Here is a 25457-nt window from a genome sequence, read left to right on the forward strand (position 1 = left end):
CGGAACCTTTGCGTCAGGAGATTGCGGGCGCGCCTTAGCCCGCTATCGCCTCAATCCGCAACCATCTCCGCACGAAACAATCCGCGAAGCGCATTGCCAAGCAAGAATCCGTCTCGAAGATCGGCGCGCGTGAGCGTGCCCTCGATCGCGCGGCCCGTCTCGATCAGATGCGCGCGCAGCACGCCGGGCAGCAGCCCCAACGCCAGCGGCGGCGTCACCAGGACATCGCCACGCGGCACGAACAGCGAGGTATAGCTGCCTTCGGTCAGCAGGCCGTCGGGCGTCTCGAACACCACTTCCCCGGTCCCCGCCGCCGCCCGTGCCGCGTCATAGAAGCCGCGCGCGCTGGTCTTGTGCCGCAACCGCAGGTCGAGGGGCGAGACGGGCAGCGTCACGACCCGCACCGGCATCACGCCGTCGAAGCGAGCGGGCGCAGGCCCGACCTCGACCACCAGCGCGCCGCCACGCGCCAGCAGCAACCGGATGCGTCGTACATCGCGCAGGCGGAAGGTCGCCGCCTGCAACTCGTTGCGCGCATCATGCCGATCGAATCGGAAGCCCAGCGCGGTGGCGCTTGCCTTCATCCGCGCGAGATGCGCTTCCAGATGCTGGATACCCTCGAGCGGATCGAAGGCCATGGTCTCGATCAGGTCGATATCCGGCCGCCCCCCGGCCAGGAACGCCGCCTTGGCCAGGCACTCGTCCCATTCGTCCGCCGCCATCGAGTCGGCGACCACGCCCGATCCGATGCCCAGCGTCGCATGAGTATCCCCCTCCCGCCAGACGAGGGTGCGGATCGCGACGTTGAACATCGCATCACCATTGGCGTCCAGCCGCCCGATCGCGCCGGTATAAAGGCCGCGCGGCGAATCCTCGATCTCCGCGATCGCCTGCATCGCACGGATCTTGGGCGCGCCGGTGATCGAGCCACAGGGGAAGAGCGCCGCCAGCACGTCCAGCGCATCACGCCCCTCGGCCAGATCGGCGGTGACGGTCGACACCATCTGATGCACCGTCGGATAGGGTTCGACCGCGAACAGCTCGGGCACCGCGACGCTGCCCGCCCGCGCGACCCGCGACAGGTCGTTGCGCATCAGGTCGACGATCATCAGATTTTCGGCGCACTGCTTGGGATCGTCGCGCAGGGCCTTGGCGGCGCGCGCATCGGCCGCCGGGTCCTCTTCGCGCCGCGCGGTGCCCTTCATCGGCCGCGCGGTCAGCTTGCCCCCATCCAGCGCGAAGAAGAGCTCGGGCGACAGCGACAGGATCGTCGCCTCCCCGGTCGCCACCACCGCGCCCCAGCCCGCGCGCGACCGGGCGCGCAGGCCCGCATAAAGCGCCAGCGGATCGCCGAGCACCGGGGCGGTCGCACGAAAGGTCTGGTTGACCTGATACAGGTCGCCCGCCTCGATCAGCGCCTGGACGGCGGCGAACTGCTCGGCGTGGCGTGCGGCGTCCAGTTCGGGCACCATCTCGCCGATCCAGCCGCCCGCTGGATCGGGAAGCAACGACTCCGGCGCGACGGTCTCATAGCCCTCGAACAGGCCGAACCACAAAAGCGGGCCGTCGATCGCGCGGGGCGGCACGCCAGTCTCGAACGCCGCGCCTGCCTCATAGGCCAGATAGCCGACCGCCTCGAGCCCGCGCTCCCGGGCCGTGCGCAGGGCGTCCAGCGCCGCCGGAACCTCGTCCGCCCGGTGTGCGGTGACGATGCCGACCGGCCGCGTATAGAGACGCGCCGCCGCTCCCCCGTCACGGGCGTCGTCGAGCAGGACGAAAGGAGGAAGGGGACGCGCCATGGAATGACGATCCATGCACGTCGCCTGCCCCCCCATGCAAGTATCGATTGGCCCGGGCTGTCCCAGCCTTTATCGCCGGGGCATGACCAGTGCTCCCCAGAACCCGCCGCTCCGGGCCGCGATCGTGCCCGTCACCCCGCTCCAGCAGAATTGTTCGATCCTGTGGTGCACCGCGACGATGAAGGCGGCGGTGGTCGATCCCGGCGGCGACCTGCCGCGTATCCATGACGCCATCGCCAAGACCGGGGTGACGGTCGAGAAGATCCTGCTGACCCATGGCCATATCGACCATGCGGGCGGGGCCAAGGCACTGGCCGACGCATTGTCGGTGCCCGTCGAGGGGCCGCAGGAAGAGGATCGGTTCTGGCTGGCGCGGCTGGACGAGGATGGCCAGGCTTACGGCATCCCCGCCCAGGTGCTGGAGCCGACCCGCTGGCTGTCCGAAGGCGACACGGTGAGGATCGGCGAGCTGACCCTGGATGTCTATGAGACGCCGGGCCATACGCGCGGGCATGTGATCTTCCACCACGCCCCGTCGCATTTCGCGCTGGTCGGCGACGTACTGTTCCAGGGCTCGGTCGGGCGCTCGGACCTGCCCGGCGGGGATCACGACACGCTGATCCGCTCGATCGTCGAGAAGCTCTGGCCGCTGGGGAACGAGACCGCGTTCATTCCGGGCCATGGCCAGCCCAGCACCTTCGGGCATGAGCGGCAGAGCAATGCGTTCGTGGCGGACCGGGTGTTGGGATTGGGGTGAGCGTTTTGTGTGGGCTTCGACTTCGCTCAGCCTGAACGGATGTAGGGGCTGGGTCCAAACCCAAACCCCGTTCAGCCTGAGCGCAGTCGAAGGCCAAGGGATTACCGCCGTTCCGCAGCACTCTCTCCGCGAATCGCCTTGAACTCCGACCCCGCGCGCCACTCGGGCCAATCGCGGGACGAAGCCAGATCACGCCCGATCCCATATAGCAGCCCGACATCCGCCGCCGCCCCGCGCAGATCCCAGTTCGCATCCCACGCGTCGCAGGTCTGGTGATAACAGCGCATATAGCCGTCCAGCCATGCCTGCCCCGCCGGACGGCCGCCCGCGACCAGATCGGGCGCACCGCTGATCGCCATCAGCAACAGCGTCGGGACACCACGCCGCGCGACCGAGAAGTGATCGGCGCGATAGAACAGCCCCCGCTCCGGCAGCGCCTCGGGCGTGACCGTACGCCCCTGCACGGCGGCGGCGGCCTTCAGCCGGTCCTCCAGGTCGTTCTGCCCGTCGCCGACCAGCATCACGTCCCTGGCCGGTCCCGCCGTCTGGAGGATGTCGAGCGTCAGGTTCGCGACGGTCTTGGCCAGCGGATAGACCGGCTTCACCGCATAGGTTTCCGAGCCCAGCAGCCCGCGCTCTTCGCCGGTCCACAGCGCGAAGACCAGGCTGCGATCGGTCGGCGGGGCCGCCTTGAACGCGCGCGCCAGTTCCAGCACGCCCGCGACGCCCAACGCGTCATCGTTCGCGCCGGGGCGGATCGTGCGGCCCTGCGCATCCGCCTTGCCCTCGCCATAGGCATCCCAATGCGCGCCGAACATCACGACCTCATCGGGGCGCGTCTTGCCGGGCAGCCTGGCCAGCACGTTGCGGCTTTCGGCGCGGACGGTGGTGACGGGCAGGTCGGCGGAGAAGGCCTGCCCCTTCAATTCCACCGGCCGGAAATCGGCACGCCGGGCGCGCGCGCGCTGCTGGGCCAGATCCAGCCCGGCGGCGGCGAACAGCCGGTTGGCCGACTCGCCCGACAGCCAACCCTGCAACAGGATGCGCGAAGTCGGGTCGCTGCGGACGATATCGTAATTCTCGCCCGCCGGGGCCGTCACCGTCGCCCAGCCATAGCCCGCCCCGGCCGTGTCATGGACGATCAGCGCGCCGATCGCCCCCTGTCGCGCGGCTTCCTCATATTTATAGGTCCATCGGCCATAATAGGTCATGCGCCGGTCGCCGAACCTGCCCTTGGCGTCGTCGCCCGCCATCGCCTCGAAATCGGGGTCGTTGACCAGGAAGACGGCGATCTTGCCCTTCAGGTCGACGCCCTTGAAGTCGTCCCAGCCGCGCTCGGGCGCATGGACGCCATAACCGACGAACACCATCGGCGCATCCTTGATCGCCACCCGGTCGACCGGCCGCACGGTCGAGACATAGACGCCCTGCCCCTGCACCAGCGGCATCGCGCCCGCCCGCATCGTCCCCTGCCCGATCTGGGTACGGATCAGCGGCACGCTTTGTGTCCATTGTCCGTTCGGGCCGCCGGGTTGCAGGCCCATCGCCTTGAACTGCGCAACCAGCCAGTCGACCGTCTTCGTCTCACCCGGCGTGCCCGGCGCGCGGCCTTCAAAGGCGTCGGAAGCGAGTGTCTTCACATCGGCCGACAGGCGCTGCGGCGAAATGGGGTCGGGCGCGGCGGCGGTCAGCGGCGCCGTCAGCATCAGGGCGGCAAGGCCGATCAGGGGCAGGCGGGTCATCAGCGGTCGATCCTTACGACGGTCGTTGTCGGGGCAGGAACAGCCTGCGTCGCATAGACGATCCCGATTCCCCACCCCGCCAACAACGCCAGGATGGCCCAGGTGCCGATGGCACCCCCGGCCCGCCCGATATTGGGCGCGGGTCGCATCATGCCCCAGCCATGGCCGATCCGCGCAAGGATGAACGCGCCGCCCGCGATCCACAGCCAGAAGGCCGATCCGCCGCCCAACTCGATCAGGCCCATCAGGATCAGGACGAAGGGCGCATATTCGACGAAATTGGCCTGGGCCCGCATGCCCGCCACGAGTCGCGAATCGCCGCCGTCGCCGATCATCACCTTGCCGCGGAATCGCCCCATGACGATTCGCAGGGCCAGCCACAAATTGACGATGGCGGCCGCCGCCGCGATGCTGAGCGTAACGGGCAGGACCATAAATGCCGTCTTTCCTGTAAATTGCCGGATGCCGGGGAGTGCCATTTGGCGCCCACGCTTGCAACATCGGCAAAACTCGCTATAGGCGCGGGGCTTCGCGATGCGTCCGGCTGGGTGCTCACGCGGCCGGGTCGTCGATCCGGGCGCGCAATGGGTGCTGATCGTGGCGTATTCCACCCATTGTTCGATTGATAAGGTGCCGCAATGGCCGTCCCCAAGAGAAAGACTTCGCCCTCCAAGCGCGGCATGCGCCGTGGCCACGACTCGCTGACGGTCGCGGCATTTCAGGAATGCCCGAACTGCGGCGAACTGAAGCGTCCGCACAATCTGTGCACCGCCTGCGGCCATTATAACGGCCGTGAGGTCGTGTCGGTCGAGGGCTGATCCCTCTACCTTCACCTGAACGACCGTTAGAGGATACCCATGGCCGATAACGCCTGGATCGCCGTCGATGCGATGGGCGGCGACGACGGGCTGGCCGTGATGCTCGCCGGTGTCGCCAGAGCGCGACGCCGCTTCGAGGGCATGCGGTTCTTCCTGGTCGGTGACGAGGCGCAGATTGCGGAGGGGCTGAAGTCCCATCCCAATCTGTCCGCCGCGTCCGAAATCGTTCACGCGCCCGAGATCGTCGGCTCGAATGAAAAGCCGAGCCAGGCGATCCGGCGTGCGCGGACGACATCGATGGGCATCGCCATCGATCTGGTGAAGCAGCGCCGCGCCGCCGCCGCCGTCTCGTCGGGCAATACCGGCGCGCTGATGGCGATGGCCAAGCTGTCGCTTCGCACCCTGCCCGGTATCGACCGGCCCGCCCTCGCGGCGCCGCTTCCCACGCTGGGCGACAATGACGTCGTCATGCTCGACCTCGGCGCCAATACCGAGTGCGATGCGCGCAACCTCGTCCAGTTCGCCGTCATGGGCGCGGCCTATGCCCGCGTCCTGCTGGAACTCGACAATCCGCGCGTGGCGCTGCTCAACATCGGGTCCGAGGATCAGAAGGGCACCGACGAGATTCGCGACGCCGCCGCCGTGCTGCGTGGCCAGAATCATCTTCCGCTGAACTTCACCGGCTTTATCGAGGGCAACCAGCTGGCCCGTGGTGAGGTCGACGTGATCGTGTGCGACGGCTTTGCCGGAAACATCGCGCTCAAGACCGCCGAGGGCACCGCGCGTTTCGTCGGCGACCTGCTGAAGCGCGCCTTCCGCTCCTCGACCCGCTCGAAGATCGGCTTCCTGATCTCGCGCCCCGCGACGCAGCTGCTGCGCGACCATCTCGACCCCAACAACCATAATGGCGCGGTATTTCTGGGCCTGAACGGCGTGGTGGTGAAGAGCCATGGCAGCGCCAACGAACTGGGCGTCGCCACCGCGATCGGCAATGCGGCCAAGATGGTGCGCGCCGACCTGACCCGGCGTATTGCCGAGGATCTCCTGAATTTCGAGGACGCTGCATGATTCGTTCGATCGTCACGGGTACGGGGTCGGCACTTCCAACCCGGCGGGTGTCGAACGAAGAACTGGCGCAAGAGGTCGACACCTCCGACGAGTGGATCGTCGAGCGGACCGGCATCCGCTTCCGCCATATCGCGGGCCCCGAGGAGACGACCGCGACGCTGGCCGCCGATGCCGCCAAGGCCGCGATCGCCGCGGCCGGCCTGTCGGCGCAGGATATCGACCTGATCGTGCTGGCGACCGCCACCCCGGACCAGACCTTCCCGGCGACCGCCACCAAGGTCCAGGCGATGCTGGGCATCAACGACTGCGTCGCGTTCGACGTCGCCGCCGTCTGCTCGGGCTTTCTCTATGCCGTGCAGGTCGCCGATGCGATGCTGCGCTCGGGCGTGCAGCGTCGTGCGCTGGTGATCGGCGCGGAGACCTTCAGCCGCATCCTCGACTGGGAGGATCGCACCACCTGCGTCCTGTTCGGCGACGGCGCGGGCGCGATGGTGCTGGAAGCGCGCGAGAGCGACGATGAAGGCGGGCGCGGCATCCTGGCGACCAAACTCCACGCCGATGGCCGCCACAACGGCCTGCTCTATGTCGATGGCGGCCCGTCGACCACCGGCACCGTCGGCAAGCTGCGGATGAAGGGGCGCGAGGTGTTCCGCCACGCCGTCGTCAATCTGGCGCAGGTGATGGAAGAGTCGCTGGGCCTGGCGGGCCTGACCTCGGCCGATGTCGATTGGGTGGTCCCGCACCAGGCCAACGCCCGGATTCTCGACGCGACCGCGCGCAAGCTGAACCTGCCCGCCGAAAAGGTCGTCGTCACCGTCGACCGTCATGCCAACACCTCGGCGGCCTCGGTTCCCCTCGCGCTCGACACGGCCGTGCGCGACGGCCGCATCCGCGAAAACGACATTCTGGTGCTCGAGGCGATGGGCGGCGGGTTCACCTGGGGAGCGGCGGTGATACGTTTCTGAACAATCGATTGACATTGACCGAGATAAATCCCTTTCGGTCCCATCGGGCGGTATGATACCGGATCGCCAGATACCATTGGGGGATGGCCACATGACCAACGCTGGAACTTTGACGCGCGCCGACCTGGCAGAATCGCTGCATCAGGAAGTCGGCTTGTCGCGATCCGACTCGGCCGATGTCGTCGAGCAGATCCTCGTCGAGATGTGCGAAGCACTGTCGCGGGGCGAGAATGTCAAGATTTCGGGGTTCGGAACCTTCGTGCTGCGTGACAAGGGGGAGCGGATCGGCCGCAACCCCAAGACCGGGGTGGAGGTGCCGATCGCACCACGCCGCGTGTTGACCTTCCGCGCCAGCCAGATGATGCGCGATCGTATTGTCGCGGCGGGATAGGCCCGAACGGCCCGCGGATGGCGGCAAGGCCGATGGTGCACTACGCACCATCGGAGAGGTTTCGCGTGAGACCGGCGTGGCGCAGCATGTCCTGCGTTACTGGGAAGGCCGCTTTCCGCAGCTGAAGCCCGTCCAGCGCGCGGGCAATCGCCGCTATTACCGGCCCGAGGACATGGCGCTGATCCGGCGCATCGACCAGCTGCTCAACCAGCAGGGCTATACCGTGCGTGGCGTGCAGCAGCTTCTGGAAAGCGAATCGCGGGTAAAAGACGATCCGGCCGCGATCCTGCGCGCGATCCGTGATTCGCTGGTCGAGGGACTGGCCTGGGACGACCGGGCCGAGCGGTAAGCGTTGGAGCCCGGCCTCCGACTTCGGCGTGTAACGCCGAAGTATATCCCGAGCGGCTAGCTTGCCAGCTGAACGGAGGTCAGAGACATGGTCCACTCCAAACATCCGTTCAGGCTGAGCGAAGTCGAAGCCCACGCCCCGCCGCCCCGCATCAGGCAGGCTGAACCACCCCGCCCTGTTCGCCCAACAGCAAATCGCGGCACGCCCGGTTATAGGCGTGCGCCTTCCACCAGAACCAGCCGCCATTGCCGACGCCCCAGGCCGCCACGCCCAGCGCCGCCCAGGGCAGGCCCCGTGCCGCACGTCCGCCACGCGCCGCCACCCGGCCCGCCGCCAGTCCGCCCTGGCCGATCTTGCGCGCCGTCTTGGCCAGCCGCCCAGCCGCCTTGGCCTGCGACAGCAACCCGGCGCCGCCGCGCAGATCGCTGAACAACGCGGCGGGGCCGACAAAGCCCTTGAGCTTGCCGATGATCTCCTGCGCCTCGATCGCCATGCCGGGCTCCAGCTGGCGTCGCTGTGCCCCCGTCAGGCCATAGGCATCGCCGATGGCGTCGATCGTCTCGGCGAGGCTTTCGGTGCCGATGGTCAGCGCCTTGGCCCCGGCCTTCAGCGCGCGGCGGCGGATCAGCTTTTCATTGGCTTCGAAGGTCGCTTCGATCGCGGCGCGGTTCATGGGCATTCCCTGTTCGATCATGCGCCATGAAGCCGCGACACGGGCCTCCGGTTCCGTCTCAGCGCTCACGCGTGGCGAGGAAGCGGACCTTGGGATAGCGATCGGCGACGTAACCGACTTCCCAGGCGCTCTTGGCGAGGAAGACGGGATTGTCGTCACGGTCCTTGGCCATGGCCGAGCGGTTCAGGTCCATGAACGCCTTCAGGTCGGCAGGGTCCTCGGCGGTGATCCAGCGCGCGGTGTCGAACGGCGCGGGCTCGAGCCCCGCTGCGACCTTATACTCCGCATCCAATCGCGACAGCAGCACGTCAAGCTGGAGCTGCCCGACCACGCCGATGATCCAGTTCGACCCAATCTCTGGGTAGAAGACCTGGGTCACCCCCTCCTCGGCCATGTCGTCCAGCGCCTTGCGGAGCTGCTTGGTCTTGGTCGGGTCCTTCAGCGCGACGCGGCGCAGGATTTCGGGGGCGAAGTTGGGCAGGCCGGTGAAGCGCACGTCCGCCCGCTCCGACAGGGTATCGCCGACCCGCAACGTGCCGTGGTTCGGAATGCCGATGATATCGCCCGGAAACGCCTCGTCGGCGACTTCGCGATTCTGCGCGAAGAACAGGATGGGCGAGTGGACCGCGATCGGCTTGCCATGGCCCGTCGGCGTCAGCTTCATGCCGCGCTTGAAGGTGCCCGAGCAGAGTCGCATGAACGCGATGCGGTCGCGATGCTGCGGGTCCATATTCGCCTGCACCTTGAACACGAAGCCGGTGACTTCCTTGTTCTCCGGCGAGACGGGGGCCGGCTCGGCGGGTTGCGGGCGGGGCGGCGGCGCGTGGCGGCTGAGCGCGTCGATCAGTTCGGCGACACCGAAATCCTTCAGCGCGGAGCCGAAATAGACGGGCGTCAGGTCGCCGTTGCGATACGCCTCGCCATCGAATTCGGCATAACCGGCCTGGGCCAGTTCGATCTCTTCGGCGATTTCGGCAGGCAGGGTCGGCGCATCGTCCACCTTGCCGTGAAAGGCGCGGCTGTCGCCCTCGGGACGGCTGACCTTGCCGGTGGTCAGGTCGAGGATGCCCTCGAACAACCCGCCCATGCCGACCGGCCAGCTCATCGGCGCGACGTCGAGCGCCAGGATGTCGGCGATCTCGTCGAGCAGCTCGAAGGGCGGACGCCCCTCGCGGTCGACCTTGTTGATGAAGGTGATGATCGGCACCGAGCGCAGGCGGCAGACCTCGAACAATTTCCGCGTCTGTGCCTCGATACCGCGCGCCGCGTCGATGACCATCACGGCCGAATCGACCGCGGTCAGCGTGCGGTAGGTATCCTCCGAAAAGTCTTCGTGGCCCGGCGTGTCGAGCAGGTTGAAGGTCACGCCGTCCTTTTCGAACGTCATCACCGAGGAGGTGACCGAGATGCCGCGCTGCTGCTCGATCTTCATCCAGTCCGACCGCGCGCGCCGATTCTGGCCACGCGCCTTGACCTCGCCCGCCAGATGGATCGCGCCGCCGAAATAGAGCAGCTTTTCGGTCAGCGTGGTCTTACCGGCGTCAGGGTGCGAGATGATCGCGAAGGTACGGCGGGGGGAAGTCATGGGCGGCTCTGTCGAATAGGGAAATGGCGCATCCGAGCGCCCGAGATGCTGCGCCTGTTACAGCAAATTGTGGCACAAGACAGGCCCCATCCGAATCCCCCCTCCCCTTCAGGGGAGGGGCCGGGGGCGGGGCGCTTCCGCAAAGGTAACGCCCGTTGAGACGCCCCACCCCAAACCCCTCCCCTGAAGGGGAGGGGCTAAAAAGGTGTCAGCCCGCCAGCGTCACCGTCATCTGCATCACCTTCTCACCGCCGACCGGCACGGTGAACACGCCGGGCTTGTCGGTGAATTCGCCGTCAAACCCTTCCGGGTCGGCGATGCCGTGCCACGGCTCGACACAGACATAGGCCGCGCCCGGCTTGGTCCAGATGCCGAGCTTGTCGGTATCCGGAAAGGCGATGCGCAATTGCGGCGCACCGTCCGCGCCATAGGTGACGCTGCGGCTCTCGACCGGATCCCAAACCAGCGCGTCGTTGGTGAACAGATCGTCCGCCAGATGCAGCACCCGCCCGTCGAGCGGGCTGTCGCGACGCGCTTCGGCGATCAGGCCGTCGGGGGCAATCTCGCGCAGGCGGCTGGGTTCGTCCTTCTCGAAGACGATGCGGTGATCGGACCGCGCCTTGCCATAGGGCAGCGGCCAGGCGAAGGCGGGATGAAAGCCGAAGCTGGCGGGCATCGGCTCCTCGCCCCGGTTGAGGACGCGGATTTCCATCACCAGCGTCGCCTCTTCCAGCCGGAACTCCGCCTCCAGCCGGAAGGCGAAGGGGTAGGAGGTGCGCGTCTCCTCGCTGTCGCCCAGCGAGAAGACGGCGCGGGTGGCCTCATGCGTCACCAGCTCGAAGGTCGAGTGGCGGGCAAAGCCATGCTTGGCCATCGGATAATGCCGACCGTTCAGGCGGATACCGTCACGGGTCACGCCGATCACCGGGAACAGCAGCGGCGCGCGGCCGGTCCAGAAGGCCGGGTCCGCATCGGTCATGAGCTCGCGGCCGTCCGCGTCCTTCAGCGAGGACAATTCCGCGCCGAACGGATTGATCGCCGCCGACAGATGGTCGTTGCCGATACGGACCCAGTTTTCCTCATTAGCCACGGAGTTGTGCTCCCTGCTTGGCGGCCGCCGCGACGATCTTGTCGGCGATGGCCTTCAGTTCCTCGTCGGTGAAGCTCTTCTGCGAGGGTTGCAGAAGCACCTCGACCGCGACCGACTTATGACCTTCGGGCACGCCTTGTCCTGCGAACACGTCGAACACGCGTGCGGCGGTGATCGCCGCCTTGTCCGCACCCCGCACCGCCCGGATCAGCATGTCGGCGGCCAGCGTGTCGGGCACCAGGAAGGCGAAGTCGCGCTTGACGGACTGCAGGGCCGGGGGCGTGTAGGCCGGGCGCATGAAGCCCGTCGCCCGCTTGGTCGGGATCGCGTCGAGATACAGCTCGACCGCCGCCACCGCGCCGTCGAGATCGAACGCCTTCAGCACGGAAGGATGGACCATGCCGAACGCCGCCAGCACCGTCTTCGGCCCCAGCCGCAGCGTGCCCGACTGGCCGGGATGCCAGGCGTCACCCGCCTCGCCCATCACCTGGAGATTGTCGACCGGGGCCCCCGCCTGGGCGAGCAGCGCGATCGCCTCGGCCTTGGCGTCATAGGCGTCGAACCCTTGCGCCTTGCCCGAGCGCCAGTTGCGGGCCGATTTGTCGCCCGCCAGCACTACGCCCAGCGTCGGCCGCTCGGCCTCCTCCAGATAGCGGCGGCCGATCTCGAACAGCCGCACGGCAGTCGCGCCGCGCTTGATGTTGCGCTCGGTCGCCGCCAGCAGGCCGGGGAGCAGCGAGGGCCGCATGACCTTCAAATCCTCGCTGATCGGGTTGGCGAGCGTGAACGCGCCGCCACCGAAGGGCGCCGCCTGCGCCTCGCTGATGAAGCTCCACGTCACCGCCTCGTCCAGGCCGCGTGCGGCGGCGGCGCGGCGGGCGCGACGCTCCAGCTTCTGCTGCGGCGTGGCGGTCGGACGCGCGACGCCGGGGGCGCGGGGCAGCGCCACCGGGGGAACATGGTCGATGCCCTCGATGCGGATGACTTCCTCGACCAGATCGGCGGGACCGTCCACGTCGCGCCGCCAGCTCGGTGCCGTCACCTGCCAGTCGGCGGTGACGGTGAAGCCCAGCGACTCGAGGATCGCCTTTTGCCGGTCGACCGCGATGGCGAGGCCGCCCAGCGTCTCGGCCAGATTGGGGTCATAGGCGATGGTCTTCGCCAGGACCGGCGGCTGGCCCGCACGGGTCACGCCGCTGGCGGTTCCGCCGCAATATTCCAGAACGAGGAAGGTCGCGATGGCGAGGCCGTCGTCGAGGAAGGCCGGGTCCACCCCGCGCTCGAACCGGGTGCGTGCGTCGCTGGTCAGCGCCAGCTTCTGGCCGGTGCGCGCGATCGCCTCGGGGGCGAAGTAGGCGCATTCGATGATGACGTCGGTGGTCGTCTCCGACACGCCCGAATGTTCGCCACCCATGATGCCGCCGATATCGTGCACGCCCGCATCGTCGGCGATGACGGTCATGCCCTCGGACAGGGTATAGGTCTTGCCGTTGAGCGCCTCGACCGTCTCACCGTCCCTGGCATGACGCGCGACCAGACCGCCCGCCAGCTTGGCCTTGTCATAGACGTGCAGCGGGCGGCCGAGATCGACCGTCATGTAATTGGTGATGTCGACCAGCGCCGAGATCGGCTTCTGCCCGATCGCGGTCAGCCGCTGGCGCATCCATTCGGGGGCCTCGCCATTGCTCAGGCCCGACACGCCCTGCGCATAGAAGGCCGGGCAGCCCTCGGCATCCTCGATACGGACGTCGGGACCGGCGCCGTCGCCCGTCACCTCCGGCACGGTCGGGGCGATCAGCGTGCCCAGCCCTGCGGCGGCGAGATCGCGCGCGATGCCGTGCACGCCCATGCAGTCCTGGCGATTCGGCGTGATCGACACGTCGATGACCGGATCGTTGAGCCCCGCATAGTCCGGGAAGGACGTGCCGATGGCCGCATCCTCGGGCAATTCGATGATGCCGTCATGGCCCTCGCCGATCTGCAACTCGCGCGCCGAGCACATCATGCCGTTCGACTCGACGCCGCGAATGGCGGCGACCTTCAGCGTCACGTCGAGGCCAGGGACATAGGCCCCCGGCGCACCGAACACGCCGACCAGCCCGGCGCGGGCGTTGGGCGCGCCGCACACGACCTGCATCGGGCCGTCACCGGCATCGACCGACAGGACCTGCAGCTTGTCCGCCTGCGGATGCCGCTCGGCCGACAGGATGCGCGCGACGCGGAACGAGGACAGCGCCTCGCCCGGATTGTGCACGCCCTCGACCTCCAGGCCGATACGGGTCAGCCCCTCGACGATGGTGTCGAGATCGGCATCGGTGTCCAGATGGCTCTTCAGCCAGCCCAGGGTGAACTTCATGCGCCGACTCCTCCCGACAGCGTGGGTACGTCGAGGCTCGCGAACCCGTAATGCTTCAACCAGCGGATATCGCCGTCGAAGAACGCCCGCAGATCGTCCATCCCGTATTTCAGCATGGCGAGGCGATCGATGCCGCAGCCGAATGCAAAGCCCTGCCACTCGTTCGGATCGAGCCCGCACGCTTCGATGACTTTCGGATGGACCATGCCGGAGCCGAGTACCTCCATCCAGCCGCCACCCGAACCGCCGATGACGCGCTTGCCCTTCTCGATGGTGTAGCCGACATCGACCTCGGCCGAGGGTTCGGTGAAGGGGAAATAGCTGGGGCGCAGGCGCAGCACGATATCGTCGCGCTCGAAGAACGCCTTGAGGAAGGTCTCCAGCGTCCATTTCAGATGACCGAGCTTGATGCCCTTGTCGATCACCAGCCCCTCGACCTGATGGAACATGGGCGTGTGAGTCGCATCCGAGTCGGAGCGATAGGTGCGGCCCGGCGCGATGATGCGGATCGGCGGTTTCTGGTCGAGCATGGTGCGGATCTGCACCGGCGAGGTATGGGTGCGCAGGACGCGGCGCACGGTGCGCTCGTCGCCGCCCGCCTCGACTCCCGCCAGATAGAAGGTGTCGTGCATCGCGCGCGCCGGATGAGTCTCCGGAATGTTGAGCGCGGTGAAGTTGTGCCAGTCGGTCTCGACCTCCGGGCCGGTCGCGACCGCGAAGCCCAGATCGGCGAAGATTTCGGCCAGTTCGTCCATCACCTGGCTGACCGGGTGGACGGTGCCGAAGCCGGCGGTGTCGACCGGCAGGGTCATGTCCAGCCGCTCGGACGACAGCCGCGCGTCGAGCGCCGCCTGTTCCAGCGCCGCTTTGCGAGCCCCCAGCGCCTCGGTCACCGCTTCGCGCAGGCCGTGGATCTTCGGCCCTTCGACCTGGCGTTCCTCGGGACTCATCTTGCCCAGCGTCTTCAGCAACTGAGTGATCCGGCCCTGCTTACCCAGCGCATCGACGCGCACCGTCTCCAACGCGTCCAGCGCGGGCGCGGCGGCGATGGCGGCGAGGAGATGCTCGCGCATATGTTCGACTTCGTTGCTCACTCTTCACTCCGTCGGCCGCTGCGCGCCTCCGAAAAGGAGGAGCCCGGCCGGTTTGCGGGTCTGCCCTCCGCCGTAGCGGCTAGGGACGCCCCGGATCAATCCTTCAGACGCAAAGCCGTGATACACGGCCATATCGGCCCATTGCCGTCGCAACAGAAACTAACTCGTAACTTATACTATATTAAGGCGACTCGCGTTGGTCCGGGGGGACCGCTATCCGTGCGGGGTCCGCGACCATGATACTCGATATCGCCAGCCTTCAGGTGGTGGCTGCGCTGGGCAGCATCCTGTCGGGCCTGCTCCACTTCTTTCCCGGCATGACCAGCCGCGAGCCCGGTCGCTGGCCCTATTGGTGGGGCACGGGCAAGATCATCATCGGCGTGACCAACGGCGTGGGGCTGTGTTTCGACGGCGCCCGACTCACTACGCCGGAGCGGATCATCGACGTCCTGCTGCTGGTCGGGCTGTGCCTATGCATTCATGCCATGTCGATCTTCGCCCGGCGACGCCCGCCCGCCGCGATCCTAGTTCCGCTGGCCATGATGGTCACGCTGACCGTGCCGTTTGTCCTGTTCGGCGACCACGATGCGCGGCTGCCGGTCATGATCCTGGGCGGCACCCGAACCTTGTTCAACTTCGCCGCCGCCTGGATGCTCTTTCACATCGCGCGAACGGAGAATATCCGCACCGCCTGGGTCATGGGCGCGATGTTCGCCGCTTCGGTGCCGCTGTTCCTGTTGCGCACCACCCTCCTGCTGGTGGCATGGGGCGATCCGGTGTGGGAAAGCGCGGCGCAGACGACCGCCGACTGGAGCGTGGGCATCGCGATCATCCTGGTCTCGCTCAGCCATCTGGCGCTGCTGCTGATCGATGCCGAGCGTGTCCAGCGCGGTTTATCCGAACAGGCCAGCCGCGATTGCCTGACCGGGGCGCTCAACCGTTTCGGGTTGAAGGGGCTGGAGGCCGGGCTGCACGGCCCGGTCACGCTGCTGCTGATCGATATCGACCGGTTCAAGGCGCTGAACGACGGACAGGGTCACGCCGCGGGCGACACCGTGCTGCGGCTGCTGACCGACTTGGCACAGCGCGAGATCGGCGAGCGCGGCACGCTGGTGCGGGTCGGCGGCGACGAGTTTCTGTGCGTGCTGCCCGATTGCGACGAGAGGGTAGCACGGGGAATCGCGGCGGGCCTGTCCGACCGTTTCGATCGCGCGGTCCCGGCCCTGGTCGACGGCCCGTGCTACCCGGCCCTCAGCATCGGCCTGGCGCAGGGGCCGGTTACGGGATCGCTCAACGTCCTGATCGCCCAGGCGGACGGCGCGATGTACGCGGTCAAGCGCCAGCGCCAGTCGCGCGAGCGGCCTGCATGGGCGGCGTAGAACTGCTTGCCGGATTGCGGTGCCGTGATAGGCTGGCCGAATGATACAGTGGCGAGCCCTGACCGGCCTGACGGGGACCTCCCTTGCCAATCTGAGTATCGCGGCGATGATTGCCACGATCTTCAGCGGCTTTCAGGGCATTGGCTGTCGTCTGTTTATGGACGACACCCCGATGGTGGCCGTAGCGAAGAGGGCCGCACCCCAAATTTTTCAACTGAACGCCGCGCCTGAGCCCGCCATCGTACCCCGCCCGGAGGGGCTATCGCAGAAATGCGGCTTCCACCCCGCCCTCGACCGGCTGCCCGAAATCACTTCGCCCATGGTGGGGGACGGTTCGGGAGGGCCAGGCAGCGCCTGCCTGTTGGTCAATGCCATGGGCCGGGTGGACCGGGTTGCCCATGCCAGCCTGTCGACGCGGCGCAGGATCGAGCCAGTCATGTCCGACCTGCGCTTCCACCCTGCCTTGCGAGACGGGCGCCCGGTTCCGGCCTGGGTCGAACTGCGCCTTTGACCGCATTCCTCCCCTGCGAGCAGAGGGGTTTGTACAGTGCCATTGGGTCAAACCGCCGGAGTCGGGAGCGGCGGCGAGCGCCACCGCTCCAATCGGATCACACCACCTTGGCCGAACCCGGCGTGTTGACGCCCATCGATTGCAGGTAGCGCTTGATATTGCGCGCGGCCTGCCGAAGCCGCTGCTCATTCTCGACCAGCGCGATGCGAACGAAGCCCTCGCCATTCTCGCCGTAACCGACGCCCGGCGCGACCGCGACCTTGGCTTCGGTCAGTAGTTGCTTGGAGAATTCCAGGCTGCCCAGATGCGCCAGCGCGGGGGGTAGCGGAGCCCAGGCGAACATCGAGGCCTTGGGGCTCGGAATGTCCCAGCCCGCCCGGGCGAAGCTCTCGACCAGCACGTCGCGGCGCTTGTGATAGAGCTGGCGGTTCCGCTCGACGATGTCCTGCGGCCCGTTGAGCGCGGCGCAGGCCGCCGCCTGGATCGGGGTGAAGGCGCCGTAGTCCAGATAGGACTTCACCCGCGTCATCGCCGCGATCAGCTTCTTGTTGCCGACCGCGAAACCGATGCGCCAGCCCGCCATCGAATAGGTCTTGGACAGCGAGGTGAACTCGACCGCGACGTCCTTGCCGCCCTTCACCTGCAGGATCGAAGGCGTCGGGTTGCCGTCATAATAAAGCTCGGAATAGGCGAGGTCGCTCAGCACCCACAGCTCATGCTTCTTCGCAAACGCCACGAGGCGTTCGTAGAAAGCCAGGTCCACCGTCTCGGCGGTCGGGTTGGACGGGTAGTTGACCACCAGCACCGAGGGGCGCGGCACGGTGAAGTGCATCGCCCGCTCCAGGCTCTCGAAATAGGCCTCGTCGGGCGTCGTCGGCACCGCGCGGATCGTCGCGCCCGCGATGATGAAGCCGAAGGTGTGGATCGGATAGGAGGGATTGGGCGCCAGGATCACGTCGCCCGGCGCGGTGATCGCGGTGGCCAGCGACGCCAGCCCTTCCTTCGATCCCATGGTGACGACCACCTCGGTCTCGGGATCGAGATCGACGCCGAAGCGGCGGCCATAATAATTGGCCTGGGCACGGCGCAGGCCGGGAATGCCCTTAGACTGGGAATAGCCGTGCGCGTCGGGCTTCTGGATCACCTCCATCAGCTTTTCGAGAACATGGGGCGGCGGCGGCAGGTCGGGATTGCCCATGCCCAGATCGATGATGTCCTCGCCGCCCGCACGCGCCGCCGCCCGCATCGCGTTGACTTCGGCGATGACATAGGGCGGCAGGCGCTTGATGCGGTAGAACTCTTCGGACATGGGTCCCTCTGTGTAACGATTTGGGACCCGGACCTTAGCGTCTTTCGTTTCCCAACGCGACCCGACATGACGGCGCAATATCCTGACGCTAAGACGGGTTTACACGAACGAGAGGATGCGATGACGGCCCGCCCCGCGACAGTCCCTGCCATGCCCACCTTGGAAGAGCTGCAACACTGGACCTGGGTGATGGGCCGGGCGCAGCAGATGATGATGGAGGCCGCGCTGTCGCCCCCGCCGGAGGGCATGCCGGTGGTGCCGGGCTTCAACGACCCCGCCACGATGGGCCGGGTCCGCGACTTCTGGTCCGATTCGATGAAGCTGTGGCAGCGATTCGTCGACCCCGCCGCCGAGCCCAGCGTCGCGCCCAAGCCTGACCGCCGCTTCAAGGCCGAGCAGTGGCAGTCGCCGCTCTTCGACTGGATCCGGCAGAGCTATCAGGTCATCTCCGACCATATGCTGCGCGGGGTCGATGCGATCGAGGGCGTCGACCCGAAGCAGAAGGAGCAGATCCGCTTCGCCGCGCAAGGCTTTATCGACGCGATGAGCCCGACGAACTTCCCCGCGACCAACCCGGAAGTGCTCGACAAGATCGTCGAGACGCGCGGCGAGAATCTGCTCAAGGGCCTTCAGAACATGCTCGCCGACATGGGCCGCGGGCAGCTGACGCACAGCGATTCGCGCGCCTTCGAGGTCGGGCGCAACCTGGCCGCGACGCCGGGCAAGGTGGTGAAGCGCACCGACCTGTACGAACTGATCCACTATACCCCGACCACCGAACAGGTGGCGGCGGTGCCGATCCTGATCTTTCCGCCCTGGATCAACCGCTTCTACATCCTCGACCTGGCGCCCGAGAAAAGCCTGATCAAATGGCTGGTCGACCAGGGGTTCAGCGTCTTCATGGTGTCGTGGAAGTCCGCCGACGCCACGATGAAGGACGTGATCTGGGACGATTACGTCACCGCGCAGGTCGATGCGATCGATACGGTGCGCGAGCTGCTGTCGGTCGAGGCGGTGCACAGCGTGGGCTATTGCGTGGCGGGCACGACGCTGGCCGCGACCCTGGCCTGGCTCTCCGCGAAGGGCGAGGCGGCGAAGGTCGCCAGCGCCACCTTCTTTACCGCGCAGGTCGATTTCTCGAAGGCGGGCGAGCTGCTCCACTTCGTCGATGACGAGCAGTTGAAGCTGATCTCGACCCTGTCGCCCGAGGGGTATCTGGACGGGCGCTATCTGGCGATGACGTTCAACCTGCTGCGCGGGCGCGACCTGATCTGGAATTACGTCACCAACAACTATCTGCTCGGGCGCGATTACGTGCCGTTCGACCTGCTCCACTGGAATGGCGACGTCACCAACCTGCCCGCCAAATGGCATCTGAGCTATCTGACCGATCTCTATCGCGACAATCTGCTGGTGAAGCCGGGCGCGATGGCGGTGGCGGGCGTGCCGCTCGACCTGACGAAGGTCGCCACCCCCGCCTATGTCCAGGCGGGGCGCGAGGATCATATCGCGCCGGCCGAAAGCGTGTGGAAGATCACCGAGGCGTTCACCGGCCCCTTGCGCTTCGTGCTGGCGGGATCGGGGCATATCGCGGGCGTGGTCAACCCGCCCGCCTCGGGCAAATATCAATATTGGACCAACGATCAGCCCGCCGCGACGCTGGCCGAATTCGTCGCGGGCGCGACCGAGACCAAGGGCAGCTGGTGGCCGGACTGGGCCGCCTGGCTCCGCCAGCGCGACTCCGCCACCGTCGCGGTGACGGGCGCGCGGGTGCCGGGCGAGGGCGCCCTTCCCGCCCTCGACGAAGCGCCCGGACGCTACGTCAGACAGCGTTAGTTTCGGTTTTGTTGCACTGCACAATAGACTTGATTTGATAGCCCCGAATCGCTATTGTGCAGCGCAACAAATCGGGAGAGTGCTGTTGGACAAGACCAAGCCGACCGTCCCCGCCGCGAAGTCGGCGGCCAAGCCTCGTCGCAGCGCCAAACCGGCCGCCGCGAAGACGTTGCCCGGTCTTCCCTCCGATCCCCCTTCCGATCCCAAGCCTGCGGTTGCGGCACCCGTCGCCAAGACGGTCGCGCCCCCCAGCCCCGGCCTGCCGCTGACCTCTCCGGCCAAGGCCGTGGAAAAGAGCGTCGCGCCGGTCGTGGCTACACCCGTTGCCGTTGCCCCGGCAGCCGCAAAGGTGGCCAAGCCCGCTCCGGCCCCCAAGGCTCCGACCGAGCCGGTAGCCGAGGCTCCAGCGCCCAAGCCGGTCGAGGCACCGGTCGAAGCGGCCATCCCCGCCGCGCCGACACCGGAACTCGCAGCACCCACCCTTTCTTCCCCGACCGCCGCGGTTTCGGCGGACTCAAAGCCCAAGGACACCATCATGGAAGCCACGAGCACCATCGAAAACGCCGCCAAGGACACCGCCGCCAAGACCCAGGCGATGTTCGGCGAAGCCCAGGCCCGCACCCAGGCCGGCATGGAGAAGAGCGCCAAGCTGTTCGAAGACATGGTCGCCTTCAACAAGGAAAATCTGGAAGCGGTCGTCGAATCGTCGAAGATCGCCGCCAAGGGCGCCGAGACGCTGGGTCAGGGCGCGGCCGATTATGCCAAGCGCTCGTTCGAGCAGGTCAGCCAGGTCATGCAGACCCTGTCGCAGGTCAAGTCGCCGACCGAGTTCATGAAGCTGCAGTCGGACTTCGCCCGTTCGAGCTTCGACTCGATGGTCGCCGAGACCTCGCGCTCGACCGAGCACATGATGAAGCTGGCCGGCGAGATCGCCCAGCCGCTCAGCAACCGCCTGGCGGTCGCGGCCGAAAAGATGAAGACCGTCGCGTAATTCGCTGACGGTTTCCTTCGCGGGAATGAAGGGGCGGTCGCGATGCGGCCGCCCTTTTTCGTGTTGCGTGATGCTCGTCAATGGCAGTCTCGGTGAGACACATGCCCTCCCCCATCCCCTCCCGCTGGCGGGAGGGGAGCGGCCAGATCCGAGGGTTCGAGAATCCGTGAGCTTTATGCTTGGCACGCCCCTCCCGCAGGCGGGAGGGGATGGGGGAGGGTTATGTGTCTCACCGAGACCAACCCGTCCCCACTGGCATCCCACGCCCGCAACGCCTACATTCCCCCCATGTCGTTCTTCGGCCGCTTCTCCCCCGTCCGCGCGATCCGCGACCTGCGGCTCTTCCTGTCGCAGCGCCAGCCCTATGAGCTGGTCTTCCTGATGATCGCGGTCGGGATCACCGGCTTCTTCATCTACGCCTTTGCGCGCGACGATTATGTGCCGGTGCCGTACAAACCCGACATCATCTATGTCGAACAATGGCCCGCCGACCGCACCGATGTGCAGATAAAGGCGCAGCAGAAGATCGACTATGTGAAGAAGAAGGAGCGGCTGGCCGAGGAAAAGGCCGCGAAGGAACAGCGACAGGCCGAATTCAAAAAGGTCGACGACGCGCTGAGCAAGTGGGGCATCTGATCGATCGGCGCTGGATGGGGGCGGCACTGGCGCTGGCGGATCGCGGCGTCGGGCGGACCGCGCCCAATCCCAATGTCGGGTCCGTGCTGGTCCGCGAAGGTCGCGTGGTCGGGCGCGGCTGGACGCAGGCAGGCGGCCGCCCCCATGCCGAGGCGATGGCGCTGGCCCAGGCGGGCGAGGCGGCGCGGGGGGCCACCGCCTATGTCACGCTGGAGCCCTGCGCGCATGTCTCGACGCGCGGCCCCGCCTGCACCGACCTGCTGATTGCCGCCGGAGTCGCGCGGATCGTCGCGGCGATGGGCGATCCTGATCCGCGCACCGATGGCCAAGGCTTCGCCCGCGCCCGCGCCGCCGGGATTGCGGTCACGACCGGCGTACGCGAGGCCGAAGCGCGCGCGATGATCGCGGGTTTCCTGACCCGCCGCGCGCAAGGGCGCCCCTTCGTCACGCTGAAGCTCGCCACCTCGCTCGACGGGAAGATCGCCCGTCCCGATGGCGAAAGCCGCTGGATCACCGGGCCGGAAGCCCGCGCCCACACCCATCTGGAGCGCAGCCGCCACGAGGCGATCCTCGTTGGGCGCGGCACGCTGGAGGCGGATTCGCCCAGGCTGGATGTCCGCCTGCCCGGCCTCGAGTCGCACGCCCCACGCCGTATCCTGCTCTCCCGCACTCCGGAAGCGGGCTGGGATACCCTCCCCTCCCCCGCGGCCATCGCCGATCTGGCGGGCGTGGACCGACTGATGGTCGAAGGGGGGGCGCAGACCGCCTCCGCCTTCCTGGCCGGTGATCTGATCGACCGGCTGCTCCTCTATCGTGCGCCCATCCTGATCGGTGAGGGGCGCGCGGCGCTGGGCGATATCGGCCTCCCCCGTCTGGCCGAGGCGCATGGCCGCTGGCGGCTGGCCGATTCACGGATGCTTGGCAGCGACCGGTTGGAGGTCTACGAGCGCGACTGATATGTTTACCGGGATCGTCACCGACATCGGCTCCGTCACCGCCGTGGAAACGCGCGGCGACACGCGAGTCGTCATCGCCACCGCCTATGATACGGCCAGCATCGAGCTGGGCGCATCGATCGCCTGTTCGGGCGTCTGCCTGACCGTGGTCGAGAAAGGCCCCGACTGGTTCGCCGTCGACGTCTCGGCCGAGACGATCGGGCGCACCGCCGATCAGTGGACGACCGGCCAGCGCCTCAACCTGGAACGCGCGATGAAGCTGGGCGACGAGCTGGGCGGGCATATCGTCACCGGCCATGTCGACGGTGTCGGCCATGTCGTGTCGGTCGGGCAGGAAGGCGGATCGCACCGCGTCTTCGTGGCCGTTCCGTCCGACCTCGCCCCCTTCATGGCGACCAAGGGCTCGGTGACGGTCGACGGCGTCTCGCTGACCGTCAACAGCGTCGAGGACGGCCCGGATGGCACCGTCTTCGGCCTGAACATCATCCCCCACACCGCCGCCGTCACCACGCTGGGCGGCATCACTGAAGGCCAGCGCGTCAATATCGAGATCGACGTGCTCGCCCGGTATCTGCAGCGCATGGAGCATTATCGTGGCCGCTAATCCCGACGCGCTGGCCGGTCTGCGGCGCGGTTTCCTGTCCAGCCCCGAAGAGATCATCGACGAGGCGCGCAACGGCCGCATGTTCATCCTGGTCGATGACGAAGACCGCGAGAATGAAGGCGATCTGGTCATCCCCGCACAGATGGCGACGCCGGAGAAGGTGAACTTCATGGCGCGGCACGGGCGCGGGCTGATCTGCCTCGCCATGACGCGCGAGCGGGTCGACACGCTCGGCCTGCCGTTGATGAGCCCGAAGAACGGGACGCGGCACGAAACCGCCTTCACCATTTCGATCGAGGCGCGCGAGGGCGTGACCACCGGCATTTCCGCCGCCGACCGCGCGCGGACCATCGCGGTGGCGATCGACGCGAGCCACGGGCCCGATGCGCTGGTGACGCCGGGCCATGTCTTCCCGCTGGTCGCGCGCGACGGCGGCGTGCTGGTGCGCGCGGGCCATACCGAGGCGGCGGTGGATGTCGCGCGGCTGGCGGGCCTCAACCCATCGGGCGTGATCTGCGAGATCATGAACGAGGACGGGACGATGGCGCGGATGGACGACCTGGTGTCGTTCGCGCAGCTCCATAACCTCAAGATCGGCACGATCCGCGACCTGATCGCCTATCGCCGCCGCTACGACCATCTGGTCGAGTTGCAGTCCGAAGCCACCTTCGAGAGCGAATGGGGCGGCACCTGGACCGCGCGCGCCTATCGCAACAAGGCGACGGGCACCGAGCAGGTCGCGCTGGTCAAGGGCAAGCTCGACACCGACCAGCCGGTGCTGGTGCGCATGCACGCTCTGTCGCCCTTTGCCGATGTGTTCGGCGAGGCGGGCGCACGTGGCGCCTTGCTTGCCAAGTCGATGCGGATGATCGCCGAGGAAGGCTCGGGCGTGATCGTCGTCATCAACCGCCCGCGCACCGACGCCTTTACCACCGCCGTTCGCCTGAAGGCCGGTGAGGAGGTGCAGATCGATATGGAGGAATTGCGCGATTACGGCGTCGGCGCGATGATCCTGGCCGAACTGGGCGTGCAGGACATGGTGCTGCTGACCAACACCCATCACACGCTGATCGGCCTCGACGGCTATGGCCTGTCGATCGTCGGCGAACGTCGCATCGAAAATTTTGAGGGAGACGCCTGATGGCGCATGTGTTGATCGTCGAGGCGCGCTTCTACGAGCATCTGAACGACCTGCTGCTGTCGGGCGCACGGGCCGCGATCGAGGAAGCGGGCCACAGCCATGAGACGATCACCGTCCCCGGCGCGCTGGAGATCCCCGGTGCGGTGGCGATGGCGGCGGACTCGGGTCGCTACGACGCCTTCGTCGCGATCGGCGTGGTGATCCGCGGCGAGACCTATCATTTCGAGATCGTGTCGAACGAGAGCGCGCGCGGGCTGATGGCGCTGACCATGGACGGGCTGCCCATCGGCAACGGCATCATCACCACCGAGAACGAGGCACAGGCGCTGACCCGCGCCAAGCCCGACGAGAAGAACAAGGGCGGCGAGGCGGCCAAGGCGGCGCTCGCCATGCTGGCGCTGAAGGGCCGCTTCGGGTGACATCGCCCGTCCTCCAGACCGAGCGGCTGACCTTACGTCTCCCCTCGGCGGAGGATTTCGAGGCATGGGCGGCCTTCCATGCCGAGGAAGACACGATGCGCTTCCTCGGCGGCGTCCAGGCGCGCGGGGCGGCCTGGCGATCGCTCTGCACCATGGTCGGCGCATGGAGCGTGCGCGGCTTCGCGATGTTTTCCGTGATCGAGCGCGACACCGGCCGTTGGGTCGGGCGGATCGGCCCCTGGCAGCCCGAGGGCTGGCCGGGGCGCGAGGTCGGCTGGGGCGTCGCGCGCGAGTTCGCCGGGCGCGGTTATGCCTATGAGGCGGCATGCGCGGCGATGGACTATGCGGTCGATGTGCTCGGCTGGGATCATGTGATCCACACTATCGACCCGGAGAATAGGGGCTCGATCAAGCTGGCGCAGCGGCTGGGCGCGGTGAACGAGGGGCCGGTGAGCCTGCCCGCCCCGCTGGAGAATTTCCGCGTCGATGCCTGGGGCCAGAGCGCCGACCAGTGGCGGGCCCGGCGAACAGCACGCGCGCAATGACCGACATGCCGCCCTCCCGTTTTCGCGTCGTCGAGCGGGGTCGGCGGCTGGAGGTGATCGACACCCAGGCGGGCAGGACGCCACCTACCCGTCAGACTCAGGCACCCCGCCCGGTGGACAGGACCATGCCTCGATTGAAGCTGCCGAAGAAGCTGCGCTTCGACGGCGGTGGGGCCTGGACGACCGCCGGTTTTTACGACTCAAAGGGGCCGCGCACCCTGACGCTGGACGCCGGTGCGATGCAGAAGCTGCGTTATGCGGGGGCTGGCCTGGTGGCGCTGATGATCCTGTGGGCGCTGCTCGGCTTCGTGATTCCGATCATGTGGGTCGCGCCGATGCTGTTGATCAATCCGAAAATGCGCGAGACGGTGCGGGAGCAGATGACACGCTTCATCGACGGATTGGAGAGCGCGGGATAGCGCCCGCACCTCCGTTCACGCTGA

The 25457-nt window shown here is 67.4% G+C and carries 26 protein-coding genes; 17 read left to right on the forward strand and 9 right to left on the reverse strand.

The features are described 5' to 3' along the window. Positions 1-50: 50 nt before the first annotated feature. A complete protein-coding gene (pabB, locus tag GGQ89_RS14980; protein WP_184106256.1) occupies positions 51-1799 on the reverse strand; it encodes an aminodeoxychorismate synthase component I in 1749 nt (582 codons plus the stop codon). An 82-nt stretch (positions 1800-1881) separates the two neighbouring features. Here pabB and GGQ89_RS14985 point away from each other — a divergent pair, with 82 nt between their 5' ends. Beyond that, the gene (locus GGQ89_RS14985) at positions 1882-2556 is read left to right on the forward strand and encodes an MBL fold metallo-hydrolase (protein ID WP_184106257.1); all 675 of its coding nucleotides are present in this window, start codon (positions 1882-1884) and stop codon (positions 2554-2556) included. A 101-nt stretch (positions 2557-2657) separates the two neighbouring features. Here GGQ89_RS14985 and GGQ89_RS14990 read toward each other — a convergent pair whose 3' ends face one another. Both GGQ89_RS14990 and GGQ89_RS14995 read right to left on the reverse strand, forming a co-directional pair. Further along, positions 2658-4298, reverse strand: a complete 1641-nt coding sequence (locus GGQ89_RS14990; protein WP_184106258.1) for a M28 family metallopeptidase — start codon at positions 4296-4298, stop codon at positions 2658-2660. Beyond that, positions 4298-4732, reverse strand: coding sequence for an MAPEG family protein (locus GGQ89_RS14995; RefSeq protein WP_184106259.1), 435 nt, complete (start codon positions 4730-4732; stop codon positions 4298-4300). The genes GGQ89_RS14990 and GGQ89_RS14995 overlap by 1 nt, the downstream gene beginning before the upstream one ends. 204 nt (positions 4733-4936) lie before the next feature. Here GGQ89_RS14995 and rpmF point away from each other — a divergent pair, with 204 nt between their 5' ends. The 5 genes from rpmF (at position 4937) to GGQ89_RS15020 (ending at position 7889) form a co-directional block, all read left to right on the forward strand. After that, positions 4937-5116 carry a 50S ribosomal protein L32 gene (gene rpmF, locus GGQ89_RS15000; protein ID WP_042488281.1) on the forward strand — a complete coding sequence of 60 codons (180 nt, stop codon included), beginning with the start codon at positions 4937-4939 and terminating at the stop codon, positions 5114-5116. A gap of 39 nt (positions 5117-5155) precedes the next feature. After that, a complete protein-coding gene (gene plsX, locus GGQ89_RS15005) occupies positions 5156-6184 on the forward strand; it encodes a phosphate acyltransferase PlsX (protein ID WP_058745455.1) in 1029 nt (342 codons plus the stop codon). Next, complete coding sequence (locus tag GGQ89_RS15010; protein ID WP_056436181.1) at positions 6181-7149, forward strand: beta-ketoacyl-ACP synthase III; 969 nt, start codon at positions 6181-6183, stop codon at positions 7147-7149. Before plsX ends, GGQ89_RS15010 begins: the two co-directional genes overlap by 4 nt. A 91-nt stretch (positions 7150-7240) precedes the next feature. Further along, positions 7241-7540 carry an integration host factor subunit alpha gene (locus tag GGQ89_RS15015; RefSeq protein WP_042488275.1) on the forward strand — a complete coding sequence of 100 codons (300 nt, stop codon included), beginning with the start codon at positions 7241-7243 and terminating at the stop codon, positions 7538-7540. Beyond that, positions 7524-7889, forward strand: a complete 366-nt coding sequence (locus GGQ89_RS15020; RefSeq protein ID WP_056436182.1) for a MerR family transcriptional regulator — start codon at positions 7524-7526, stop codon at positions 7887-7889. Before GGQ89_RS15015 ends, GGQ89_RS15020 begins: the two co-directional genes overlap by 17 nt. Positions 7890-8040: 151 nt before the next feature. Here the strand turns inward: GGQ89_RS15020 and GGQ89_RS15025 are convergent, their stop codons facing one another. From GGQ89_RS15025 to pheS, 5 genes are all read right to left on the reverse strand, one after another. Continuing rightward, a complete protein-coding gene (locus GGQ89_RS15025; RefSeq protein WP_221238977.1) occupies positions 8041-8583 on the reverse strand; it encodes a hypothetical protein in 543 nt (180 codons plus the stop codon). A 37-nt stretch (positions 8584-8620) separates the two neighbouring features. Continuing rightward, positions 8621-10147 carry a peptide chain release factor 3 gene (locus GGQ89_RS15030; RefSeq protein WP_076714198.1) on the reverse strand — a complete coding sequence of 509 codons (1527 nt, stop codon included), beginning with the start codon at positions 10145-10147 and terminating at the stop codon, positions 8621-8623. A 208-nt stretch (positions 10148-10355) separates the two neighbouring features. Next, positions 10356-11237, reverse strand: a complete 882-nt coding sequence (locus GGQ89_RS15035) for an aldose epimerase family protein (protein ID WP_184106261.1) — start codon at positions 11235-11237, stop codon at positions 10356-10358. Then, positions 11230-13593: a phenylalanine--tRNA ligase subunit beta gene (gene pheT, locus GGQ89_RS15040; protein WP_184106262.1), complete on the reverse strand. Its 2364-nt coding sequence runs from the start codon at positions 13591-13593 to the stop codon at positions 11230-11232. Before pheT ends, GGQ89_RS15035 begins: the two co-directional genes overlap by 8 nt. Then, complete coding sequence (pheS, locus tag GGQ89_RS15045; protein ID WP_184106283.1) at positions 13590-14666, reverse strand: phenylalanine--tRNA ligase subunit alpha; 1077 nt, start codon at positions 14664-14666, stop codon at positions 13590-13592. The genes pheT and pheS overlap by 4 nt, the downstream gene beginning before the upstream one ends. 257 nt (positions 14667-14923) lie before the next feature. Between pheS and GGQ89_RS15050 the strand changes: the two genes are divergently transcribed. After that, complete coding sequence (locus tag GGQ89_RS15050; protein WP_184106263.1) at positions 14924-16066, forward strand: GGDEF domain-containing protein; 1143 nt, start codon at positions 14924-14926, stop codon at positions 16064-16066. Between the two features lie 40 nt (positions 16067-16106). Then, positions 16107-16577: a hypothetical protein gene (locus GGQ89_RS15055; protein WP_076714207.1), complete on the forward strand. Its 471-nt coding sequence runs from the start codon at positions 16107-16109 to the stop codon at positions 16575-16577. A 97-nt stretch (positions 16578-16674) separates the two neighbouring features. Here GGQ89_RS15055 and GGQ89_RS15060 read toward each other — a convergent pair whose 3' ends face one another. Beyond that, positions 16675-17886 carry an LL-diaminopimelate aminotransferase gene (locus GGQ89_RS15060; RefSeq protein WP_056436207.1) on the reverse strand — a complete coding sequence of 404 codons (1212 nt, stop codon included), beginning with the start codon at positions 17884-17886 and terminating at the stop codon, positions 16675-16677. A 120-nt stretch (positions 17887-18006) separates the two neighbouring features. On the opposite strand from GGQ89_RS15060, the gene GGQ89_RS15065 reads away from it, so the two are divergent. The 9 genes from GGQ89_RS15065 (at position 18007) to GGQ89_RS15105 (ending at position 25433) form a co-directional block, all read left to right on the forward strand. Further along, positions 18007-19722, forward strand: a complete 1716-nt coding sequence (locus GGQ89_RS15065; protein ID WP_184106264.1) for a PHA/PHB synthase family protein — start codon at positions 18007-18009, stop codon at positions 19720-19722. 85 nt (positions 19723-19807) lie between these two features. Next, positions 19808-20713, forward strand: coding sequence for a phasin family protein (locus GGQ89_RS15070; RefSeq protein WP_240456362.1), 906 nt, complete (start codon positions 19808-19810; stop codon positions 20711-20713). Between the two features lie 288 nt (positions 20714-21001). Further along, positions 21002-21349, forward strand: coding sequence for a hypothetical protein (locus GGQ89_RS15075; RefSeq protein ID WP_056436216.1), 348 nt, complete (start codon positions 21002-21004; stop codon positions 21347-21349). A 14-nt stretch (positions 21350-21363) separates the two neighbouring features. Beyond that, positions 21364-22305 carry a bifunctional diaminohydroxyphosphoribosylaminopyrimidine deaminase/5-amino-6-(5-phosphoribosylamino)uracil reductase RibD gene (gene ribD, locus GGQ89_RS15080; protein ID WP_184106284.1) on the forward strand — a complete coding sequence of 314 codons (942 nt, stop codon included), beginning with the start codon at positions 21364-21366 and terminating at the stop codon, positions 22303-22305. Between the two features lies 1 nt (position 22306). Then, the gene (locus GGQ89_RS15085) at positions 22307-22909 is read left to right on the forward strand and encodes a riboflavin synthase (protein ID WP_184106266.1); all 603 of its coding nucleotides are present in this window, start codon (positions 22307-22309) and stop codon (positions 22907-22909) included. After that, positions 22899-24050: a 3,4-dihydroxy-2-butanone-4-phosphate synthase gene (gene ribB, locus GGQ89_RS15090; protein ID WP_056436222.1), complete on the forward strand. Its 1152-nt coding sequence runs from the start codon at positions 22899-22901 to the stop codon at positions 24048-24050. The genes GGQ89_RS15085 and ribB overlap by 11 nt, the downstream gene beginning before the upstream one ends. Continuing rightward, complete coding sequence (gene ribH / locus GGQ89_RS15095) at positions 24050-24469, forward strand: 6,7-dimethyl-8-ribityllumazine synthase (RefSeq protein ID WP_184106267.1); 420 nt, start codon at positions 24050-24052, stop codon at positions 24467-24469. The genes ribB and ribH overlap by 1 nt, the downstream gene beginning before the upstream one ends. Then, positions 24466-25014, forward strand: a complete 549-nt coding sequence (locus GGQ89_RS15100; RefSeq protein WP_184106268.1) for a GNAT family N-acetyltransferase — start codon at positions 24466-24468, stop codon at positions 25012-25014. The genes ribH and GGQ89_RS15100 overlap by 4 nt, the downstream gene beginning before the upstream one ends. Continuing rightward, positions 25011-25433, forward strand: coding sequence for a hypothetical protein (locus GGQ89_RS15105; RefSeq protein ID WP_184106269.1), 423 nt, complete (start codon positions 25011-25013; stop codon positions 25431-25433). The genes GGQ89_RS15100 and GGQ89_RS15105 overlap by 4 nt, the downstream gene beginning before the upstream one ends. The last annotated feature ends 24 nt before the right edge of the window (positions 25434-25457 follow it).

The sequence above is a fragment of the Sphingomonas yabuuchiae genome, assembly GCF_014199595.1.
Taxonomy (GTDB): domain Bacteria; phylum Pseudomonadota; class Alphaproteobacteria; order Sphingomonadales; family Sphingomonadaceae; genus Sphingomonas; species Sphingomonas yabuuchiae.

Bases quoted from the DNA above. Each gene is read 5' to 3' on its own strand.
- pabB (WP_184106256.1), bottom strand. From the start codon at position 1,799: ATGGCGCGTCCCCTTCCTCCTTTCGTCCTGCTCGACGACGCCCGTGAC.
- GGQ89_RS14985 (WP_184106257.1), top strand. From the start codon at position 1,882: ATGACCAGTGCTCCCCAGAACCCGCCGCTCCGGGCCGCGATCGTGCCC.
- GGQ89_RS14990 (WP_184106258.1), bottom strand. From the start codon at position 4,298: ATGACCCGCCTGCCCCTGATCGGCCTTGCCGCCCTGATGCTGACGGCG.
- GGQ89_RS14995 (WP_184106259.1), bottom strand. From the start codon at position 4,732: ATGGTCCTGCCCGTTACGCTCAGCATCGCGGCGGCGGCCGCCATCGTC.
- rpmF (WP_042488281.1), top strand. From the start codon at position 4,937: ATGGCCGTCCCCAAGAGAAAGACTTCGCCCTCCAAGCGCGGCATGCGC.
- plsX (WP_058745455.1), top strand. From the start codon at position 5,156: ATGGCCGATAACGCCTGGATCGCCGTCGATGCGATGGGCGGCGACGAC.
- GGQ89_RS15010 (WP_056436181.1), top strand. From the start codon at position 6,181: ATGATTCGTTCGATCGTCACGGGTACGGGGTCGGCACTTCCAACCCGG.
- GGQ89_RS15015 (WP_042488275.1), top strand. From the start codon at position 7,241: ATGACCAACGCTGGAACTTTGACGCGCGCCGACCTGGCAGAATCGCTG.
- GGQ89_RS15025 (WP_221238977.1), bottom strand. From the start codon at position 8,583: ATGATCGAACAGGGAATGCCCATGAACCGCGCCGCGATCGAAGCGACC.
- GGQ89_RS15030 (WP_076714198.1), bottom strand. From the start codon at position 10,147: ATGACTTCCCCCCGCCGTACCTTCGCGATCATCTCGCACCCTGACGCC.
- pheT (WP_184106262.1), bottom strand. From the start codon at position 13,593: ATGAAGTTCACCCTGGGCTGGCTGAAGAGCCATCTGGACACCGATGCC.
- pheS (WP_184106283.1), bottom strand. From the start codon at position 14,666: ATGCGCGAGCATCTCCTCGCCGCCATCGCCGCCGCGCCCGCGCTGGAC.
- GGQ89_RS15050 (WP_184106263.1), top strand. From the start codon at position 14,924: ATGATACTCGATATCGCCAGCCTTCAGGTGGTGGCTGCGCTGGGCAGC.
- GGQ89_RS15055 (WP_076714207.1), top strand. From the start codon at position 16,107: ATGATACAGTGGCGAGCCCTGACCGGCCTGACGGGGACCTCCCTTGCC.
- GGQ89_RS15060 (WP_056436207.1), bottom strand. From the start codon at position 17,886: ATGTCCGAAGAGTTCTACCGCATCAAGCGCCTGCCGCCCTATGTCATC.
- GGQ89_RS15065 (WP_184106264.1), top strand. From the start codon at position 18,007: ATGACGGCCCGCCCCGCGACAGTCCCTGCCATGCCCACCTTGGAAGAG.
- GGQ89_RS15075 (WP_056436216.1), top strand. From the start codon at position 21,002: ATGTCGTTCTTCGGCCGCTTCTCCCCCGTCCGCGCGATCCGCGACCTG.
- ribD (WP_184106284.1), top strand. From the start codon at position 21,364: ATGGGGGCGGCACTGGCGCTGGCGGATCGCGGCGTCGGGCGGACCGCG.
- GGQ89_RS15085 (WP_184106266.1), top strand. From the start codon at position 22,307: ATGTTTACCGGGATCGTCACCGACATCGGCTCCGTCACCGCCGTGGAA.
- ribH (WP_184106267.1), top strand. From the start codon at position 24,050: ATGGCGCATGTGTTGATCGTCGAGGCGCGCTTCTACGAGCATCTGAAC.
- GGQ89_RS15105 (WP_184106269.1), top strand. From the start codon at position 25,011: ATGACCGACATGCCGCCCTCCCGTTTTCGCGTCGTCGAGCGGGGTCGG.